The organism is Bacteroides sp. Marseille-P8574, assembly GCF_902825465.1.
Lineage (GTDB): Bacteria > Bacteroidota > Bacteroidia > Bacteroidales > Bacteroidaceae > Bacteroides > Bacteroides uniformis.
The window spans coordinates 707,924-725,138 of sequence record NZ_CADEBE010000002.1 but is presented as its reverse complement, the minus strand read 5'-3'; the positions used below and the strand labels follow the sequence as shown (position 1 = coordinate 725,138).

19 protein-coding genes are annotated in these 17,215 nt (G+C 37.6%); 16 read left to right on the top strand and 3 right to left on the bottom strand.

Annotation, left to right across the window (positions count from 1 at the left end):
• Positions 1–298 precede the first annotated feature (298 nt).
• The 11 genes from HUX74_RS15625 to HUX74_RS15575 all read left to right on the top strand — a co-directional run bounded on the left by HUX74_RS15625 (position 299) and on the right by HUX74_RS15575 (position 11,262).
• Positions 299–2,107: a reverse transcriptase/maturase family protein gene (locus HUX74_RS15625; RefSeq protein WP_174646987.1), complete on the top strand. Its 1,809-nt coding sequence runs from the start codon at positions 299–301 to the stop codon at positions 2,105–2,107.
• Positions 2,097–3,011, top strand: coding sequence for a toprim domain-containing protein (locus HUX74_RS15620; protein WP_174646986.1), 915 nt, complete (start codon positions 2,097–2,099; stop codon positions 3,009–3,011). The genes HUX74_RS15625 and HUX74_RS15620 overlap by 11 nt, the downstream gene beginning before the upstream one ends.
• A gap of 182 nt (positions 3,012–3,193) precedes the next feature.
• Complete coding sequence (gene mobV / locus HUX74_RS15615) at positions 3,194–4,540, top strand: MobV family relaxase (protein ID WP_174646985.1); 1,347 nt, start codon at positions 3,194–3,196, stop codon at positions 4,538–4,540.
• Positions 4,541–4,643: 103 nt separating this feature from the next.
• Positions 4,644–6,002, top strand: a complete 1,359-nt coding sequence (locus HUX74_RS15610) for a S41 family peptidase (protein ID WP_174646984.1) — start codon at positions 4,644–4,646, stop codon at positions 6,000–6,002.
• A gap of 338 nt (positions 6,003–6,340) precedes the next feature.
• Entirely contained in the window at positions 6,341–7,207 is an 867-nt protein-coding gene (locus HUX74_RS15605; protein ID WP_229094952.1) for a DUF488 family protein, read from the top strand.
• Between the two features lie 3 nt (positions 7,208–7,210).
• The gene (locus HUX74_RS15600) at positions 7,211–8,047 is read left to right on the top strand and encodes a hypothetical protein (protein WP_174646983.1); all 837 of its coding nucleotides are present in this window, start codon (positions 7,211–7,213) and stop codon (positions 8,045–8,047) included.
• A gap of 298 nt (positions 8,048–8,345) precedes the next feature.
• Positions 8,346–9,191: a helix-turn-helix domain-containing protein gene (locus HUX74_RS15595; RefSeq protein ID WP_118289983.1), complete on the top strand. Its 846-nt coding sequence runs from the start codon at positions 8,346–8,348 to the stop codon at positions 9,189–9,191.
• Complete coding sequence (locus tag HUX74_RS15590; RefSeq protein ID WP_174646982.1) at positions 9,188–10,162, top strand: ketopantoate reductase family protein; 975 nt, start codon at positions 9,188–9,190, stop codon at positions 10,160–10,162. Before HUX74_RS15595 ends, HUX74_RS15590 begins: the two co-directional genes overlap by 4 nt.
• Positions 10,163–10,200: 38 nt before the next feature.
• Positions 10,201–10,440, top strand: a complete 240-nt coding sequence (locus tag HUX74_RS15585) for a hypothetical protein (RefSeq protein WP_118289985.1) — start codon at positions 10,201–10,203, stop codon at positions 10,438–10,440.
• Positions 10,394–10,813: an RteC domain-containing protein gene (locus HUX74_RS15580; RefSeq protein ID WP_174646981.1), complete on the top strand. Its 420-nt coding sequence runs from the start codon at positions 10,394–10,396 to the stop codon at positions 10,811–10,813. Before HUX74_RS15585 ends, HUX74_RS15580 begins: the two co-directional genes overlap by 47 nt.
• Positions 10,814–10,941: 128 nt before the next feature.
• Positions 10,942–11,262: a helix-turn-helix domain-containing protein gene (locus tag HUX74_RS15575; protein ID WP_174646980.1), complete on the top strand. Its 321-nt coding sequence runs from the start codon at positions 10,942–10,944 to the stop codon at positions 11,260–11,262.
• Positions 11,263–11,335: 73 nt separating this feature from the next.
• On the opposite strand, the gene mobA is transcribed toward HUX74_RS15575, so the two are convergent.
• A complete protein-coding gene (mobA, locus tag HUX74_RS15570) occupies positions 11,336–11,785 on the bottom strand; it encodes a conjugal transfer protein MobA (RefSeq protein WP_174646979.1) in 450 nt (149 codons plus the stop codon).
• Positions 11,786–12,276: 491 nt separating this feature from the next.
• On the opposite strand from mobA, the gene HUX74_RS15565 reads away from it, so the two are divergent.
• The 5 genes from HUX74_RS15565 (at position 12,277) to HUX74_RS15545 (ending at position 15,256) form a co-directional block, all read left to right on the top strand.
• The gene (locus HUX74_RS15565) at positions 12,277–12,576 is read left to right on the top strand and encodes a DUF3408 domain-containing protein (RefSeq protein WP_129698111.1); all 300 of its coding nucleotides are present in this window, start codon (positions 12,277–12,279) and stop codon (positions 12,574–12,576) included.
• A complete protein-coding gene (locus tag HUX74_RS15560) occupies positions 12,573–12,890 on the top strand; it encodes a helix-turn-helix domain-containing protein (RefSeq protein ID WP_118289988.1) in 318 nt (105 codons plus the stop codon). Before HUX74_RS15565 ends, HUX74_RS15560 begins: the two co-directional genes overlap by 4 nt.
• A 10-nt stretch (positions 12,891–12,900) precedes the next feature.
• Positions 12,901–13,203 carry a DUF3876 domain-containing protein gene (locus HUX74_RS15555; protein WP_118289989.1) on the top strand — a complete coding sequence of 101 codons (303 nt, stop codon included), beginning with the start codon at positions 12,901–12,903 and terminating at the stop codon, positions 13,201–13,203.
• A gap of 48 nt (positions 13,204–13,251) precedes the next feature.
• Entirely contained in the window at positions 13,252–13,545 is a 294-nt protein-coding gene (locus tag HUX74_RS15550) for a helix-turn-helix domain-containing protein (RefSeq protein ID WP_174646978.1), read from the top strand.
• Between the two features lie 151 nt (positions 13,546–13,696).
• Positions 13,697–15,256, top strand: a complete 1,560-nt coding sequence (locus HUX74_RS15545; RefSeq protein ID WP_050427482.1) for an SIR2 family protein — start codon at positions 13,697–13,699, stop codon at positions 15,254–15,256.
• Positions 15,257–15,314: 58 nt separating this feature from the next.
• On the opposite strand, the gene HUX74_RS15540 is transcribed toward HUX74_RS15545, so the two are convergent.
• Positions 15,315–16,544, bottom strand: a complete 1,230-nt coding sequence (locus HUX74_RS15540) for a site-specific integrase (RefSeq protein ID WP_174646977.1) — start codon at positions 16,542–16,544, stop codon at positions 15,315–15,317.
• 332 nt (positions 16,545–16,876) lie between these two features.
• Positions 16,877–17,215: a hypothetical protein gene (locus HUX74_RS15535; RefSeq protein ID WP_057087789.1), complete on the bottom strand. Its 339-nt coding sequence runs from the start codon at positions 17,213–17,215 to the stop codon at positions 16,877–16,879.

Below are 17,215 nucleotides of genomic sequence, written 5' to 3'. Positions count from 1 at the left end.
GCTGAAGCACCCCATGTAAACCGAAATTACAATGGAGCAGGAGCTGGCTTCAGAGCAACCACAATAAGTGGAATAGGAACGTAAGTCGCATCCGACAGTCTGCCGAGCCAAACAGTTATTGTGAAAGCAAATGGGGATTCCCTAAATCAGAATGCCGTAAGGCTATGGGCATAGGACCCTGAATATCTGACATGGGAACGGAGCTTCCGTAGTAGTCCGAGCAAGGGAAAGCCTTGTACATGGCGAAGGGAAGCAGTTAGATAACTTAATACAAATAATGGAAAATGTGTGAGACATTATGAGAAGTCCTGAGCAAGTATTAAAAGCTTTAAACAAGCATGGTAAAGTTTCGGATTACAAGTTCGAAAGGCTGTACCGTATCTTATTCAATGAGGAAATGTTTCATGTTGCTTACCAGCGTATTAACGCCAAACCAGGCAATATGACACCCGGTACGGATGGGAAAACCATCAATCGGATGAGTCTTCAAAGAATAAACAAAGTCATTGCATCTTTGAGAGATGAGTCTTACAAGCCTAATCCGGCAAAAAGGATATACATACCCAAGAAAAACGGTAAGAAAAGACCGCTTGGAATTCCTTCCTTTGAGGACAAACTTGTACAGGAGGTGGTGCGCATGATTCTTGAAGCCGTCTATGAAGAGGTGTTTGCAAACACCTCACATGGATTCAGACCAAACAGAAGCTGCCATACCGCATTGACCCATATCCAAAAGACATTTACAGGTACAAAATGGTTTGTGGAAGGAGACATTAAAGGATTCTTCGACAACATAGACCACAATGTATTGATTGCAACTTTGCGGAAACGGATTGCCGATGATAGATTTCTAAGGCTTATCCGCAAGTTGTTGAATGCGGGATATATTGAAGACTGGAAGTTTCATAATACAAACAAGGGAACTCCACAAGGCGGTAATATCAGTCCTATACTGGCAAACATTTATCTTGATAATTTTGACAAGTATATGGAAGAATACGCCCTACGCTTCAATAAGGGAAAAGAAAGACACATCACCAAAGAATACAAGCAACTTAGCGATAAGATGCAACGCATCCTTAAAAGCATCAAGAACATACAGGATGCAGATGTCAGATTACAGCTTAGGGATGAGTATGAGAAACTGAGACGTGAAAGGCAAAAGATTGAGAGCAGAGACAGTATGGATGAAACATACAGAAGGCTTCGATACGTAAGATACGCAGATGATTTCCTCATTGGTGTTATCGGAAGCAAGGCAGAGTGCGTTAAAATCAAGTCGGACATTACCAAGTATATGGAAGAAAACCTCAAGCTGGAACTGTCACAGGAAAAGACATTGATAACAAACGCACAAAAGCCCGCGAAATTTCTTGGCTTCGATGTTTCAGTCCGTAAGTCTGATGCTATCAAGCGGGACAAGAACAATGTGCCAGCCCGTTATTACAACGGTAAGATAGTCCTAAAGGTCGCCATAGAAACGGTGCGGAACAAACTGGAAGAATACATCGCCATCAGATACAAGGTAGAAAATGGCCGACAAGTTTGGTTTGCAAAGTTCAGAGGCAATCTTATGAAGAAGAAAATCGAGGACATAGTGGCGGCATATAACTCTGAAATCAGAGGGTTCTACAACTACTACTGCATTGCCAACAACGTGGCATACGCGCTCTCAAAGTTTGGATACATCATGGAGTACAGTATGTACCATACCATTGCAGGAAAAACCAATAGCACTGTAAGCAAAGTCATTGACAAATATAAGGTTGGGAATGACATTATAGTGCCATATCAGGATGCAAAAGGTAAATTACGGTACAGGAAATTCTATAATGAGGGATTCAAACGTAAACCACCAATGTACTATACGGAGGTAAACGACTTATCCTACACAATCGCAATTCCACAGCCGACACTTACTGAGCGATTGGATGCGAGAACATGTGAATTATGTGGAAAAGTCGGACCTGTAGTCATGCGTCATGTCAGAAAGCTAAATCAGCTTAAAGGAAAAACTGAATGCGACAGGCTGATGCTTGAAAAGCATAGGAAGACATTGGTTGTCTGTGAAAAGTGTTATGCCAAAATACACAGCCATGCTAAATAAAGTCATGTTATCAACGGAGAGCCGTATGCGTGGAGACATGCAAGTACGGTTTGGGGGCAGGTACGGGAAAACCTACTGCCGAAAGGCAGTAAGGCGTTCTGTACCGAGCCTACGCGCGGGCAGGGGCGGGAACATCATCGCACTGGCGCAGGAACTCTACGCATCCGACAGCCTGCCCTACCTTTTGGAACGGATAGCGGAGCAGGCGCCCGGTGTGCATCCGGTCTCCTTTTCTTTTGGCAAGCAGGCACTCTCAAAACCGAGCTTCCAACAGTTGGAGGTGGTGCCGCTCTCTTCCCCCGCCTTGTATTCCTATCTGCGGCAGAGGGGGATAAATACGGAGCTGGCGAAAAGAGAATGCAGGGAAGTGCGCTATCTGACCGACGGCAAACCATACTTTGCCATCGGCTTCCCCAACCGTTCGGGAGGCTACGAGATACGCAACAAGTTTTTTAAAGGGTGCATCGCACCGAAGGACATCACCCACATACGGCAGGAACAGACGAGGGAGACCTGCTGCCTCTTCGAGGGCTTCATGGACTACCTCTCCTTCCTCACCCTGCGGCTGGAAAGGTGTCCCGACCTTGACGGGCAGGACTACATCGTGCTGAACTCGACTTCCAACCTATCCAAAGCAATCCGACCTTTGGGCGGTTACGGACGCATCCATTGCTTTCTTGACAACGACAAGGCGGGAATGGAAGCCGTTCAGGAACTGCGGGAGAAATACGGAATGCGTGTCCGGGACGCATCACACATATACGGAGACTACAACGACCTGAACGACTTCCTTTGTGGTAAACGGTCAGGACAAGCGGAACGGCGGCAGGAGAAACCGGAACCGGAAAGAGAACAACGGCAGGCAAGACAGCCGGAGAGGAAAGGCAGAGGTTTCAGGATGTAACCGCACAGTCGGCTGAAGGCTTTAAAAAAGCCATAGCTCATTAGGGCTTTTTCTTCACGCAATGCACGCATTGCTAAAAAAGCCCCAATGAGCAAAAGGGACGCCGCCCCTTTTGAAGCCCCGGAGCCATGCGGCATGGGAACAAGGCAGGGGAAGTATTAACCGAAAAATATATTACAGTTATGGGATATGCAGTTTTGCATTTGGAAAAAGCAAAGGGTACGGACAGCAGGATGTCCGCACACATAGAGCGCACCGTCCACCCCAAGAACGCGGACAGAACGCGCACGCACCTGAATCGGGAATTGGTGCAATTCCCCGAAGGAGTGAGGAACCGCACACAGGCAATAGCGCACCGGATAGAGACAGCAGGTATCAGACGCAAGGTGGGTACCAACCAGGTGAAGGCAATCCGGGTACTGCTCACCGGAAGCAACAAGGACATGAAGCAAATGGAAGCGGACGGACAGCTTGACGGATGGTGCAACGACAGCCTGCAATGGCTCCGTGAAACATACGGGGAGCGGAACCTCGTGTCGGCAGTTCTGCACATGGACGAAAAGACACCGCACATACACGCCACTATCGTACCGATAGTGACCGGGGAGCGCAGGAAAGCCAAAAAAGAAGAACAGAACGGGAAAAAGAAATACCGCAAGAAGAGCACGCAGGACGTGCGGCTGTGTGCTGATGATGTCATGGCAAGGCACAAGCTTAAACACTATCAGGACACCTACGCACAAGCCATGGGCAAATATGGCTTGCAAAGAGGAATAGACGGTTCGCTGGCAAAACACATCTCCACCATGCAATACTACAAGGAGCTGGTAGAGCAACAAGACAGTCTGCAGGAGAACATAGAAACCCTGCTGGGGCTGGAAGAGGAAGCGCAGAAGAAACTGAAAAAGGTCAAGGGAGAAATCAACACGCAGAAGATGAAGAATGCGGCGGTAAACGCCACCACAGCCATAGCGGACGGGGTGAGTTCTATTTTGGGAGGCAGCAAGGTCAGGAGGCTGGAAACGGAGAATGAGGGTTTGAGGCAGGGCATTGTGAAGCTGCAAAAGCAGGTACAAGCCGAACAGAGGGAACAGAAGAACATGGAGAACCGACACAACAGCGAGATAATCAGGATAGACCGAAGTTACCAGCAGAAAATTGCAGGGTACGACAATAGGCTGAAACAGATAGACACCTATTTCCCTATCGTAACGGAACTGCTGCCCATAGCCGAACAATGCCGGGAAGTGGGGTTTACCGAGGAACTGACAAGGCGAATCGTCAGCCTGCAGCCCGTAGGGTTTAAAGGCAGGCTCTATTCGAAAGGACACAAGGAGAGGTTCAGGACAGAGCACTCAACGGCAACTGTAGAGAGAAACCCGCAGGAGAATGGGAAATTCAGGCTATGCATTGACGGTATGCCGATACTTGAATGGTTCAGGATGAAATTCCAAGAACTCAAAGAGAAACTGGGTGTAAGCCACACCCAAAAAGAGGAAAACACACCGAAAAGAGGGTTAAGAATGTAATTTCCGCGTAGAAAAATAAAAATGCAATTATGCTTGTTAATGAATTGTACTTTCACTATATTTGGCAAATATATTATTCTCATCTAATAAATCATTTGGGTTCATGAAGCAACAGCTTATAATCGCATTACTTGCATTAGGTATTACATTTCCACTGAATATCTTTTCTCAAGACAACTTTCCAAGTAAAACAGAACGCATATATTCGTTATCAATGATTTGGAAGGAACTTGAATATAATTTTGCTTTTCCATCTTATTTTCAAAAGCACAGATTAGACAGCCTGTACTTAGATTATTTGCCTAAAATAGAAAATGTAAAAGATGAGTATGAATATTATCGCATCCTTTCTTCTTTTATGGCAAATATGAACGAAGCCCATACACGTATCATTCCCCCTCAAAAGCTGCCTTATGATATGCCCTCTATCATAACATCAAACATCGGGAAGCACATTTACGTGAAAAATATAGATAGAAAAATACTAAAATCAATACCTCTAAAAAGCGAAATAACCGCAGTAAATGGAATACCAGTAATGGATTTTCTAATAGATTCGGTTTACCAATATATAGGTGCGTCCACTGCGCATTGGAAATTCGACAAGGCGGTAACTGAAATGTTATACGGTAAAATTAATTCTAAAGTTCGTCTTTCAATAAAGACACCGAAAGGTGAAAAGAAGGATATTGAACTTACACGTAATCATTTACAGAACAAAAAGGAAATCATAATGGCTGACACAGCCTATACTGTTCCGATGACAATCAAATACTTGAAAGACAGTATTGCACATATGCACTTATCAACTTGTGATGGAAATAAAGTTGGAGAAATCCAACAAATCTTTTATCAAAATCTGCAAAAGTTATTGAAATGCAAAGGGCTTATTGTTGATGTCAGAGGAAACCGGGGAGGAACTGACCAAGCTTGGTATTTACTGGCGTATTGTTCAATGCCCGGAAAGGAATTTCGGAATAAAGGGAAATGGGTAACCAGAAAACATATAGCTTCGTATAAAGGGTATGGCTCAACAGACAAGAAGTTTGAAGAATACTTTAAGGGGCTGGCAATGGAAGAAATTCATTACCCACCTTATAAAAACGGAGTTCCGGACTCTTTAAAGCTAACCCAACCTATGGTTATTTTGTCTGGACAATATGTTGGCTCTGCCGCTGAAGACTTTGTGCAACTAATGAAAGAAAACAATCGTGCCGTTATTGTTGGAGAACCAACTATTGGCTGTATAGGAGAACCTATGCTCATCGATTTACCTTGTGAATATAAAGCTATGATAAGCGCAAAGGCTTATATTACAAATGAAAGCTCACAACTCAATGATACTGGAATATTACCAGACATAGAAGTAAAATCGGATTTCACTGATTTTTTGAAAGGGGAAGATAATCAACTTAACATGGCTATTGATATAATCACAACCAAAGTAGTAAATCTCAAATAAAAAAAACTCCCAATTTTACATTATTGGGTGTAAAAATGGGAGTAAAATCTTTAAATTATTGATTATCAATATTTATTGCGGTGCGTACGGAAGATGAACCTTATTTCTACTCCTCACGTACTCAATATCTTAGCAAGCTCTTAATTCTTTCTCCCACTAATAACCCCACGTGTGTAATTCTTTAGATTGCTTGGTGTTACGGTGGTTGTTTGAGTTGATGCAAAGATAGGTGTTTATTATAGAGTAATAAAATAAAAGAGCCATATTTAACACGAAAATGCAGAGAGTTTTCTTACTTTTGCAATATGTTATATTATAGAAGAAAAATATTATTAGCATTGATTGAAGCATTTGGCGGTCATTTAACTGCCAAACAACTTCAGAAATATTTGTTTCTTTTTACAAGGAAACAAGAGGAAAAAGCATTTGATTTTATTCCTTATTACTATGGTTGTTTTTCATTCCAAGCAAATCAGGATATAATGACATTAGCTAAATTGGGCTACTTAAGTATTATAAAAAGCGAGAATGGTCGTAGAATACAAATTTGTCAACCCAATAATTATTTGATGATGCTTGATATGTTTGAACAGCAAGCTATAAAAGAAATAAAAGAAAAATTTGGTTGTCTATCTCAAAACGAGTTAATTCGTTACACTTATATCAATTATCCTTATTACGCAACAAAAAGTACAATAGCAATTAATTTGCTAAATGAGGAAGAATTAGCTGTAATAGATAAGCAAAAAAGAACCTTTACAGAGCCTCAATTATTCACTATAGGATATGAAGGACGCTCTTTAGAAAAATACATTAATATTCTCCTCGTGAATGATGTACATATTCTCTGTGATGTCCGTAAAAATGCCTATAGTCAAAAATATGGATTTTCAAAAAGTCAATTAGAGAAAGCATGTACAGGAGTAGGTATAAAATATATCCATATACCGCAACTGGGAATAGAATCAGAACAAAGACAAGATTTAAAATCACAAAAAGATTATGAAATTCTTTTTGAGTCATATGAAAAATCTACCCTAAAAGAAAATTGGGATTATCTTTTATATGTCCGAGAATTGATTGATACAGAGAAACGTGTAGCTTTAACTTGCTTTGAAGAAAGTCACAAACAATGCCATAGAGGAAGAGTTGCGAAATATTTAATGCAACTACCTGATATAACTTACACCCTTAAACATCTATAAAACATGCCTACAACTCGAGTTCTAATTGCTGTAAAAACATACCCTACTTTATCGGAAAAATACGATGAATTAGTTTGTACTGCTGGTTTCTTGGAAGATGGCACTTGGATAAGAATATATCCTATTCCTTTTCGTAAATTAAGTTATGATAAGAGATATAGTAAATGGCAGTGGATAGAACTTGATTTGGTTAAAAACACAAGTGATTTTAGGAAAGAAAGTTTTCGTCCTGCAAATATAGATAATGAAATAAAAATAGTAGGAGAAATTGGTACAAAAAATGGCTGGGCAAAAAGAAAGTCTATTGTTTTAAAACATGTCCGTTATAATATGGCTGAGCTTATTGAAGAAGCCAAAAATCCTCAAATAGGAACATCATTAGCCGTATTTAAACCTCAAAGAATTATTGATTTTGTTTGGGAAGAATCTACAAGAGAATGGAATAAGCAGAAATTAGATGTTGTATATGCCAATCAAGCCCAACATAGTTTATTTGATGTAGAAGAAACTAAAAGAATATTCAAAGTAGCTAAAAAATTGCCTTATGAGTTCTCATATAAGTTTATATCAGAAGATGGTAAAGAACGAAAACTCATGATTGAAGATTGGGAATTAGGGATGCTTTATTGGAATTGCCTTGCTGCTGCTAATGGAAATGAACAAGTCGCATGTGAAAAAGTGAAAGAGAAATATTTCACAGAATGGTGTAAAAAAGATATATATTTTTTCTTAGGAACAACCAAGAAATTTCATAATGTAGGTACTAATCCTTTTATTATTATTGGAACATTTTATCCACTGAAGAATCCGCAATTGGCTTTGACCTTTAAAATGGACTAATACAAACTTAGTTATATTAAATAAAAGCTTTTAGATATAAGAACAAAAGACCATAGTATAAACTTACTTTCGTAAATACGATTCGATATAATACATTTTGCTGAAAAGAAGATTGTTGAAAAATATTTTTTTAAGATGGCAAGGAATTGCTTTTTACTATTTTGCTTTTAATAACCCTATGAAGAACATAGACTAAGCTTTAGTCCTATCACATTTATTACTTTTTTATTAGAATGTCCCTTTTTTACACCTAATATCAATCTAAGAAATCTTACTTTTGCCTGATAATTAAGGCAAAATGGAGAAAATTCAAGTAATACAACCTACTAAATTGCTCGCTCCTTATATAAAGCAATATTGGTTTTTAAGGATAGATGATGTAAAGCAAGGCTTTCAACGTTCTATCCCGGCAGGTTGTGTAGCACTTGTTTTTCATAAAGGAAACAAAATTATTTCTTCTTTTCATAAGGGAACGCAGCCACAATCCTATATAAGCGGGCAAATCAGCACTTATTCAGACATAGAATTTTCTTTCTTGGATATGGTTATTATCCTATTTCAGCCTATCGGATGCAGGATGTTTTTTCCATATCCTATGGAAGAATTTACCAATCAAAACATAAGTATTGATTTGTTAGACAATACCTATTTGGTAGAATTGGAAGAGAAAATAAATGAAGCATCTGATACTTATCAAACGGTTAGATTGATAGAAGAATATTTATTAAATAGACTATCTAAAAATATTCCATGCAATGCCAACAGGATGATGACTACTGTTCAAAATATCAATGAAGGAGAAGGAAATATATCCGTTCTATCTCAAACGGCTTGTTTAGGATATAAGCAATTTAAACGGATATTCGCTGAATATGTAGGACTAAATCCAAAAGATTTTATCCAAATCACACGATTTAGAAAGACATTCAATATTTTGCAATTAACTCCACAAATCAGTATAAGTAAAGTAGCCTATGATTGTGGATATTATGATAAGTCACATTTAATAAAGGAGTTTAAAATGTTCACGGGCTATACCCCTAAACAACTACTTGATATTTGTGATACTTATACCGAAAATCTATCGGTATTCAACTCTGTATTTATCAACGACAATAAAAAACTTAATAACATCGCTTTATGAAAATATTGATATACGGTGCTGGCGTAGTGGGTTGTATTTATGGTTGGCAATTATCCAAAGCAGGATGTGACGTTACTGTATTGGTGCGTAAAGGACAAAAAGAGTTTGTACAAAAGAATGGCATTCAAATTATCTGTTCTGACTTTAGAGGGAAAGCAAGAAAAGATATAGATGTAATCTTTAAGCCTACAATAATAGACGAACTTTCGTCAAACAATGATTTTGAATATATTATTGTCTCCACCAATAAATTGCAATTATCAACTATATTGCCAACTCTTTCAAAGTCAGCAGGAAAAGCAAATGTTGTATTTTTCCAAAATAACTGGGATGTTTTTACTGAAATAGATAAATATCTCAATCCTGAACAATACTTTTTTGCCTTTCCTTTTATGGTCGGGGGTGGAAAAGAAGATAAAAATATACATTGTGCCATTTCAGGTTTAAAATATTCCAATACCCCATTAGGGGAAAAAGATGGGCGAATAACTCCACGAGTAGAAAAACTTTTTGTAGCACTGGATAAAGCAGACTTAAAACCTGTTATTTCTAATCAAATATTAGTATGGCTAATAACACATTATGCTGTCGCTGCCGGTCTTTCAGCGGGAATAATGAGTGCCGGAAGTGCCTCTAAATTTATAGAGAATACGGCTATTGTTAAAACTACAATGAAAGCTATTCGGGAAGGCTTAGCTATTTGTAAAAGAATGGGTATCAATCCTAAAACAGAAAAAGCAAACAGATTATATCTTTTACCTCTATTTATCAGTGTGCCAATAGCTAAGAAAATTTATAGCAATGATGCTCTGCAACTTATGTTTGATGGACATATAAATCATTCTCCTGCTGAAATAAGGCAAATGATAGATGATATAATAGATAGTGGTGTAAAATATGCTGTTACAACTCCTAATCTGGCACAATTAAAAGGTTATATATCTTCTAACCAAACTAATAAAAGTAAGTAAATAAAGCTATCAATTCGATAGCCATTAAATATAAGTATATGAAAGATATATTACAAGAGAGATTTTTCCAATTATTATTGGAATGCTCGCAGCGTAAAGTTTCTGTAACAGAATTTACAGAAGCTATTGAGGAATTGGCAACACATTTAGCTGATTTCTGTTTCAACGAACAGGATTATAGCGTTTTACTTCGTTATTTCTCCTTTGGTTTGCATCGACTTAAATCGTATCGTGTGCGGTTTGAGCAAGAAAAAAATGCCCTACTTGCATTTAATTGATGAAGCAATAGGATTACTAAATAATGAAATGCGTATTATCAAACTGCGCATAAAATATCCGGAACAGTTTCAGCAACACGTAAATAAGCTATTCCTTTCTCCTCTCCATTTGACAGACAAGACAAACCTTATCAATATCATGGAAATTGTCAGTGGTTTATTCCTCTCCAAACGTATAATATATCAGAATGGAAAACCTGTTCACTTGACGGACTTAGGCAAAGCCTTTGAATGGCTGTTCAATATCAAATTGGGTGATTATCACCAAAAGTACATGGATGTCGTCAAGCGAAAGCCAACAAAACTAACAGAGTTCCTTAACGAATTGGCAAACCTTATCCGCAAAGAACACGAAAATAAAGGGTATAGATAATCAGGCGTTTAATATCAATTTATACGGGGTAGCGTATGCTACCCTGTAATTTGTTTGCTTCCCTTTTCTGAACTTTGCTTCATCAATCGATTGAGAATCTTAATGTATAATCAGAAAAATGAAGCAATATGTATGTAGATAATTACGAGTTCAAAGACTGGATGCAAAAACTACTTGATAAACTGGATGAAGTAGGCAAAGATGTAAAGTCATTGCAGACCAACCCCGAAGTAATGCCGAATGACAAACTTTTGGATAATCAGGATTTATGTCTGCTATTCAAAGTCAGTACCCGGACATTACAGAGATTGAGAAGCAAGAAACTGCTGCCCTTTATGATGATTAGCGGAAAAGCCTATTACCGGGCTTCAGATGTGCGTGAGTTCATAAAGGAACGGTTCGATGTGGGCACGCTCCGAAAATTCGAGAAAGAACACGGAAGCGAATAAGTAAGAGTGAAATTCATCCCGGAGCTGTACACGTGGCAGTTCCGGGATGTTTTTTCTTTTGGCAAGCCTGTATTTACTTTTCTGCCGATATTACCCCCTCTTCCTTATAAGATGCTTCAAACTGTTTGGTAAGCGCAATAATCTGCTGGTTCGTCTTTACCAATTCAACAGTGTATTGTTCCAGTTTGTAAAGCAGGGCAAATGCTTTCTTTTCCGCAAAATTGGAATGAAGTTCTTTCACTGTTTGGTTATACAGTATGCCTATGCTCCTGAATTGTGAAAACAGTTGGGAGAGTTGGATGTAATAATCTACCTTACTTTTATCAATCCTAAGCACCTTAAACGATTTCCCGAAAATACAGTTCTTAATGAAATGCGCCTTTACCTTGTAGCCTGATTGGTCGTAAAAGGCTAAGAACTTGGCGTTCTCCACATCGTCCAAATTAAGAGAATAGCGGTGTGTTCGTGGGTCAAGTTTAGGCTTGCGCCCACCTTTGTTAAATGGCTTCTTTTTCTGTTCCATAATGATAATTATTTACTGGTTTTACGACTTCGGAGTAAAACCAACCACCTTTTAAGGTGGCATGGTTTTGAGGCACAAAAAACGAAGTGCGGGCCTCAAAACACAACTTGCTGTTATCATGTGATAACAAAAATCTTCCCTATGGTCAGATTGCAAAAGCAAGCGGTTTGGCTTCCTCCTATATCTGTTTATTGGTTACAAAATTACAGACAGCAATTTACCTCTGAAATATGCCCTATTACGCCAAATTGTGACATAAACGGACAAAGTAACCCCATTTTTAAAAGCATCTGTTTTTACCCTTTTCTTTGCTGAAAATTGATTGAATGATGGCAATATATAAGGCAGTCAAAAAAGGTTTGAATATGGCTTTAAACCATGTTTGAGAACCGTTTAGAAGTATAGCAATATTGCTATAAAATAGGCTTGTTCCCTTTCAATCAGTATCAGAAATCAATCAAGTTATTTATAAACTATTAAAATTTGAAGGCATGGAAAAAGAAAAACAATCATTACAGGAAACAGCAAGCAAGGAACGGGAAAACTATAAATCGGTGTTCCTTAAAAAACGGTCAGTTTGTAACCGTCAAAGCGTGTACATAAGTGGAGAGATACAAAAACGTATCACGCAGATTGTAGGAGTGATTACGGGCAAACAGGTAAGCATCGGAAATTTCATTGATAACGTACTGGAAGAACATTTAAGTACACACAATGATGTTCTTTCGGCTCTCTACCGGGAAGAAATGCAAAAAGGAATATTCAACCAGCCAAAAGAGAAAGACGTATGAATATTGTAACTATTGAGGAACAGACTTTTAAACAAGTATGTGGGCGGTTCTCCGGTTTCGTCAGTCAGGTAGAACGGATTTGCAGAGAGAATACCCACCAGCCGAACAAATGGCTGTCAGGTCGTGAAGTGTGCGCCCTGCTCGGTATCAGCATCCGAAGTTTGCAAAACTACCGGGACAGCGGCAAACTGGGTTACTCCCAAATCGGTAATAAACTGTACTATAAATCTGCCGATATTGAAAGACTGATTGCAGAATGTACAGTAAACCAAGTTTCAGGAAAGAAAAACAACTATATACCAACCAACAAATAAGCATCGCCTTATGAAAAGAAAACAAGATGTCAATTCAGAAGCAAACCAATCTTTCACCCTACCGTCTATTGTCGGCACATGGGAAAGTCTAAATCTTCATCCTACGGTAATGATATACCCAAGTAAGAAAAAGTATCTCCTTTCGATGCTCCATGTATCGGATAACGGACAGGCGCAACCTGCCACTTACGAGATACAGAAAGAAGATAGCCGTTACTTTATTGTTTCAGCCTTTAAGCGGCTTTATATCGGCTATGACAAGGCAAAAGACAGCCTTTCTATTTCTTACTATGGCGATTACCTGCGTAATTGAACATATATATACCAATCATTCAAGCTAACTATAAATTAATATGTCAATATGGAACTGATAAACGGCAATAGTGAACTAATAAAAGAGTTCTTTCAATCTATGGATAGAATGTTAGACGGTATCAGCCGACTGGCAAAGGAAAGCAGACCGCATTTGAACGGTGAAAAGTTTCTAAGTAACCGGGAAGCATCCAACTATCTGAAAGTAAGCATCCGCACGCTGCAAGAATGGCGAGATACGGGCGTTATCCCTTACATTCAGATAAAAGGCAAAATAATCTACCGCCAAAGCGATATAGAACGGCTTTTGCAGACCTACTACAACAAGGAACGGCAGGAATAACCTACCTTCCTTTAAAAAACACATTTTTTTCCGAAACTGACTAAGAACATTAACTTTATTCAGATTTGGAAAATTCCTCTTAAAAAGAAATCAAACAAAATCACATTGCACCCAATAAAATTCCGTATATTTGTTTTTAAATACTAAAATCATGGAAAATAGAATATTAGAATTTATTGGACATTATAATACTGCACCATTTTTATTTGTTGGTTCTGGATTTTCACGTAGATATTTAGGCTTAGAAGATTGGGAAGGATTGCTAAAACGGTTTGCTACATTAAATAATGTAGATTATCAATATTACTTTTCATCTTCTGGTGGTAAGCTACCTCGAATAGCATCTTTAATTGCGGAAGACTTACATGAACGATGGTGGAAATTGCCTGAATATGAAAAAAGTAGAAATAGATATAAAGAATATAATACAAATAAATATTCTGCATTAAAAATAGAAATATCTCATTATCTGAAAGGGAAAATGGATATCAAAATCCAAGATAAAATACTTTTAGAAGAATTAGATTTATGCAAAAAAATAGTCATAGACGGTATTATAACAACAAACTACGATAACTTATTAGAAAAAATATTTAGTGATTTTAAAACATATATCGGTCAAGAAGAATTGTTCTTTTCATCTCCTCAAGGAGTTGGAGAAATATATAAAATACATGGCTGTCAATCCAAACCTAACTCCTTAATATTAACCGATGAAGATTATATTTCTTTTGAAAAGAAAAATCCATATTTAGCAGCTAAATTACTTACGATATTTACAGAGCATCCAATCATTTTTATTGGTTATTCTTTAACTGATGAAAACATTCTCAAAATTTTAAACTCAATAGCACAATGTTTAACAAGTGACAACCTGCAAAAATTAAAAAATAGACTTATTTTTATTCAATATAATGTATCTCAACAAGAGATAGAATATGCAACTCATACGATAGCACATGAAGAAATACGTATTCCTGTAAAAACTATTACAATGAGTGATTTTAGACCACTATTTCTTGCATTATCATCTATTAAGAGAAAATTTCCAGCAGGTTTACTTCGCTTATTAAAAGAACATGTATATGAACTTGTTATGACAACAGACTCATCATCTAAAGTTTATGTACAAAATATTGATTCAAAAGAAGACATCAAAAATTTAGATGTTGTTTTGGGGATAGGTGCTATTAATAAAGTTGTAAAGGCTGGATATAGACGTTATGAACGGAAAGATTTGATTGAAGATATTCTTATAAAAGATAAATCGTTGAATAATAATGATATTGTAAATGTTACTTTACCAGCTTTATTAAAGGGCACAAAATATCTGCCATTCTTTAAATATTTGGTCAATTCAAATTACTATCAAGAGCAGAAACCTATAGACACTGTTGATGAAAGAATTATAAAACATCACTTATTGGCTATACAACATAAATTTTATGAGCCTACCGGAAAATATGACATTAGGAAGAAAAAAGATGTTGCATCTTATCAGGAAACAATGATTGATTTTATCGATGAATTTGGTTTAGAATATATTAAATATATACCATATCTAAAAAAAGACAAAATCAACTCTGACGATTTATTTGAAATTTTGAATAAGCATATTTCTGTTTTAGAAGGAAATAATGAAAATCTAAAAAGCGTTTTTTACAAAATGATATGTTATTATGATTTTCTCAAATATCATTTAGGAAAATGATTCAAGAAAAAATAGGCAATCAATAGCATGGCATATAGCTATTGATTGCCCTCATTCTCTATTTTATAAGAAAATTTCTCTCTACATTTGCCATATCACGCATAATAGAGCTATCCAAAACCTTTGCATAGTGCTGTGTCATTCTTATATTGGAATGTCCCAAAATCTTAGATACATTTTCCATTGATACATCATTGGCGAGAAAAACTACGGTAGCCGCCGTATGGCGTGCTACATGTGTAGTTAAGCGTTTGGTAATGCCGCATAAATCAGCGATTTCTTTCAAGTAGGCATTCATGCGCTGATTACTGATTACGGGTAAAAGCACACCTTTCTTTATACACTCTGCATTATCTTCATATTTCCTCAATATCCTTTGAGGAATAGATAAGACGGGAACATTACACATCTGATTAGTTTTCTGTCGTGCCTTGCGTATCCACAAAGCACCGTTGTTGTCTTTTATCAGGTGTTCACGGCTTAATTGCTGCACATCCACGAAAGCAAGCGCGGTAAAACAACAAAAGACAAAAACATCTCTTACCTGCTCCAACCGTTTGATAGTAAATTCTTTGTTCATCAGAATATCCAGTTCTTCACGTGAAAGAAACTCTACATTTACTTCATCCTGCTTGAAGTGGATGCCGTAAAACGGGTCTTTCTTTATCCAATCGTTAGCCAAAGCAATACGGATAATCTTTTTCAAGTTCTTCAAATGTTTCAATGCGGAATTGTTTTGGCAATGCTTATCCGTTTTCAGCCAAAAATCAAAATCACGGATAAATTGCCCGTCCAGTTCTGCCAGCATTATATCATCACGGTGGTAACAACTACGAATATATTCTTTCAAGCGGTTTATTGAAGTATCAAACTTGGTTACGGTGCTTTCTGTATATTCCTTGCCAATCAGGGCACGGCATTTCTCGTTATGCTCCGCATATACTTCCAACAAGCTGCGCTGTACCTTGTCCCGTCCGTAGAAACAATCCTTTATTGTATCGGCTGTTATCGGTTTGTTGTCTATTTCCAGTTCACGGTGTATCTGCAATACTTTAGCACGAATCGTATTGATATAGTGGTTCAGTTCTGTAGCTACACGGTCTTTTCCTTTGGAACATTCCTTTTTCTGATTCCATAAATCTACGGGAATACTCCGTTTAATCATAACTTCGGCTACTCGCTTGTTTACGGTGATGCGCATACAAATAGGAGCTTCACCATTTTTCAGAAGTTTTACTTTTTTGATGATGAACAATACGCTTAGTGTGTTTCTTTTCACTACTCCCATAATTCTTTGTTTTTTTAAGTGGTACAAAATTAGTTTGCTACACTCAAAAACCAGCTACGCAAAAAGCCGACAATCAAAGACAAATGCGTCAATTCGTGGGAGCAAAAACAGTTTTCAAAAAGTCCCACGAATAAGCCACGTGAGAACTGCTTTAAACCGCTATTTTTTGCCTAAGCGGGGAAAAAGAAAAAGCCCTGTAATCATTGAATTACAGAGCTTTACTTTATTTTGCTTTCTATAAAAGCGGTGCGTACGGAACTAACACATTTTACTATTATACTGATAATCAGCAAAATACTTGTTAAAAATATATTAATGGTATCATATTTATATCATCTCCGCTTATTTTCTTCTATAATTTTATGCAGTGCTTCTATCTGCATCATCGCACCTTCATAAGCTGCTTTGTAGTTGACATTCGCATCCATATCCGTTTCGATCATGTTCCCCTTACCAGTACAAAGCCATTTCACATTCAATTCCGGGAACTTATCTACAATACGAGCTATTATATCAGTTCCAATAGCCCCCTTCCCGTTCCTTATGGAATTATAAATGTATCTATTTGATAGTTCACAATAAGCCTCAAACGAGTTCTCACCTTTGACAACTCCCTTATCACGTGCATACCTTGCAAATTTTCGTAATCTGTCAATAGCCCTTTCTTCCAT

What these genes read in the sequence shown, in the direction of transcription:
- HUX74_RS15555 (WP_118289989.1), top strand. Translation starts at nt 12,901, where the DNA reads ATGAAAAGAAAACAAGATGTCAATTCAGAAGCAAACCAATCTTTCACC.
- HUX74_RS15625 (WP_174646987.1), top strand. Translation starts at nt 299, where the DNA reads ATGAGAAGTCCTGAGCAAGTATTAAAAGCTTTAAACAAGCATGGTAAA.
- HUX74_RS15610 (WP_174646984.1), top strand. Translation starts at nt 4,644, where the DNA reads ATGAAGCAACAGCTTATAATCGCATTACTTGCATTAGGTATTACATTT.
- HUX74_RS15540 (WP_174646977.1), bottom strand. Translation starts at nt 16,544, where the DNA reads ATGGGAGTAGTGAAAAGAAACACACTAAGCGTATTGTTCATCATCAAA.
- mobV (WP_174646985.1), top strand. Translation starts at nt 3,194, where the DNA reads ATGGGATATGCAGTTTTGCATTTGGAAAAAGCAAAGGGTACGGACAGC.
- HUX74_RS15535 (WP_057087789.1), bottom strand. Translation starts at nt 17,215, where the DNA reads ATGGAAGAAAGGGCTATTGACAGATTACGAAAATTTGCAAGGTATGCA.
- mobA (WP_174646979.1), bottom strand. Translation starts at nt 11,785, where the DNA reads ATGGAACAGAAAAAGAAGCCATTTAACAAAGGTGGGCGCAAGCCTAAA.
- HUX74_RS15620 (WP_174646986.1), top strand. Translation starts at nt 2,097, where the DNA reads ATGCTAAATAAAGTCATGTTATCAACGGAGAGCCGTATGCGTGGAGAC.
- HUX74_RS15585 (WP_118289985.1), top strand. Translation starts at nt 10,201, where the DNA reads ATGAAAGATATATTACAAGAGAGATTTTTCCAATTATTATTGGAATGC.
- HUX74_RS15545 (WP_050427482.1), top strand. Translation starts at nt 13,697, where the DNA reads ATGGAAAATAGAATATTAGAATTTATTGGACATTATAATACTGCACCA.
- HUX74_RS15600 (WP_174646983.1), top strand. Translation starts at nt 7,211, where the DNA reads ATGCCTACAACTCGAGTTCTAATTGCTGTAAAAACATACCCTACTTTA.
- HUX74_RS15575 (WP_174646980.1), top strand. Translation starts at nt 10,942, where the DNA reads ATGTATGTAGATAATTACGAGTTCAAAGACTGGATGCAAAAACTACTT.
- HUX74_RS15590 (WP_174646982.1), top strand. Translation starts at nt 9,188, where the DNA reads ATGAAAATATTGATATACGGTGCTGGCGTAGTGGGTTGTATTTATGGT.
- HUX74_RS15565 (WP_129698111.1), top strand. Translation starts at nt 12,277, where the DNA reads ATGGAAAAAGAAAAACAATCATTACAGGAAACAGCAAGCAAGGAACGG.
- HUX74_RS15595 (WP_118289983.1), top strand. Translation starts at nt 8,346, where the DNA reads ATGGAGAAAATTCAAGTAATACAACCTACTAAATTGCTCGCTCCTTAT.
- HUX74_RS15550 (WP_174646978.1), top strand. Translation starts at nt 13,252, where the DNA reads ATGGAACTGATAAACGGCAATAGTGAACTAATAAAAGAGTTCTTTCAA.
- HUX74_RS15560 (WP_118289988.1), top strand. Translation starts at nt 12,573, where the DNA reads ATGAATATTGTAACTATTGAGGAACAGACTTTTAAACAAGTATGTGGG.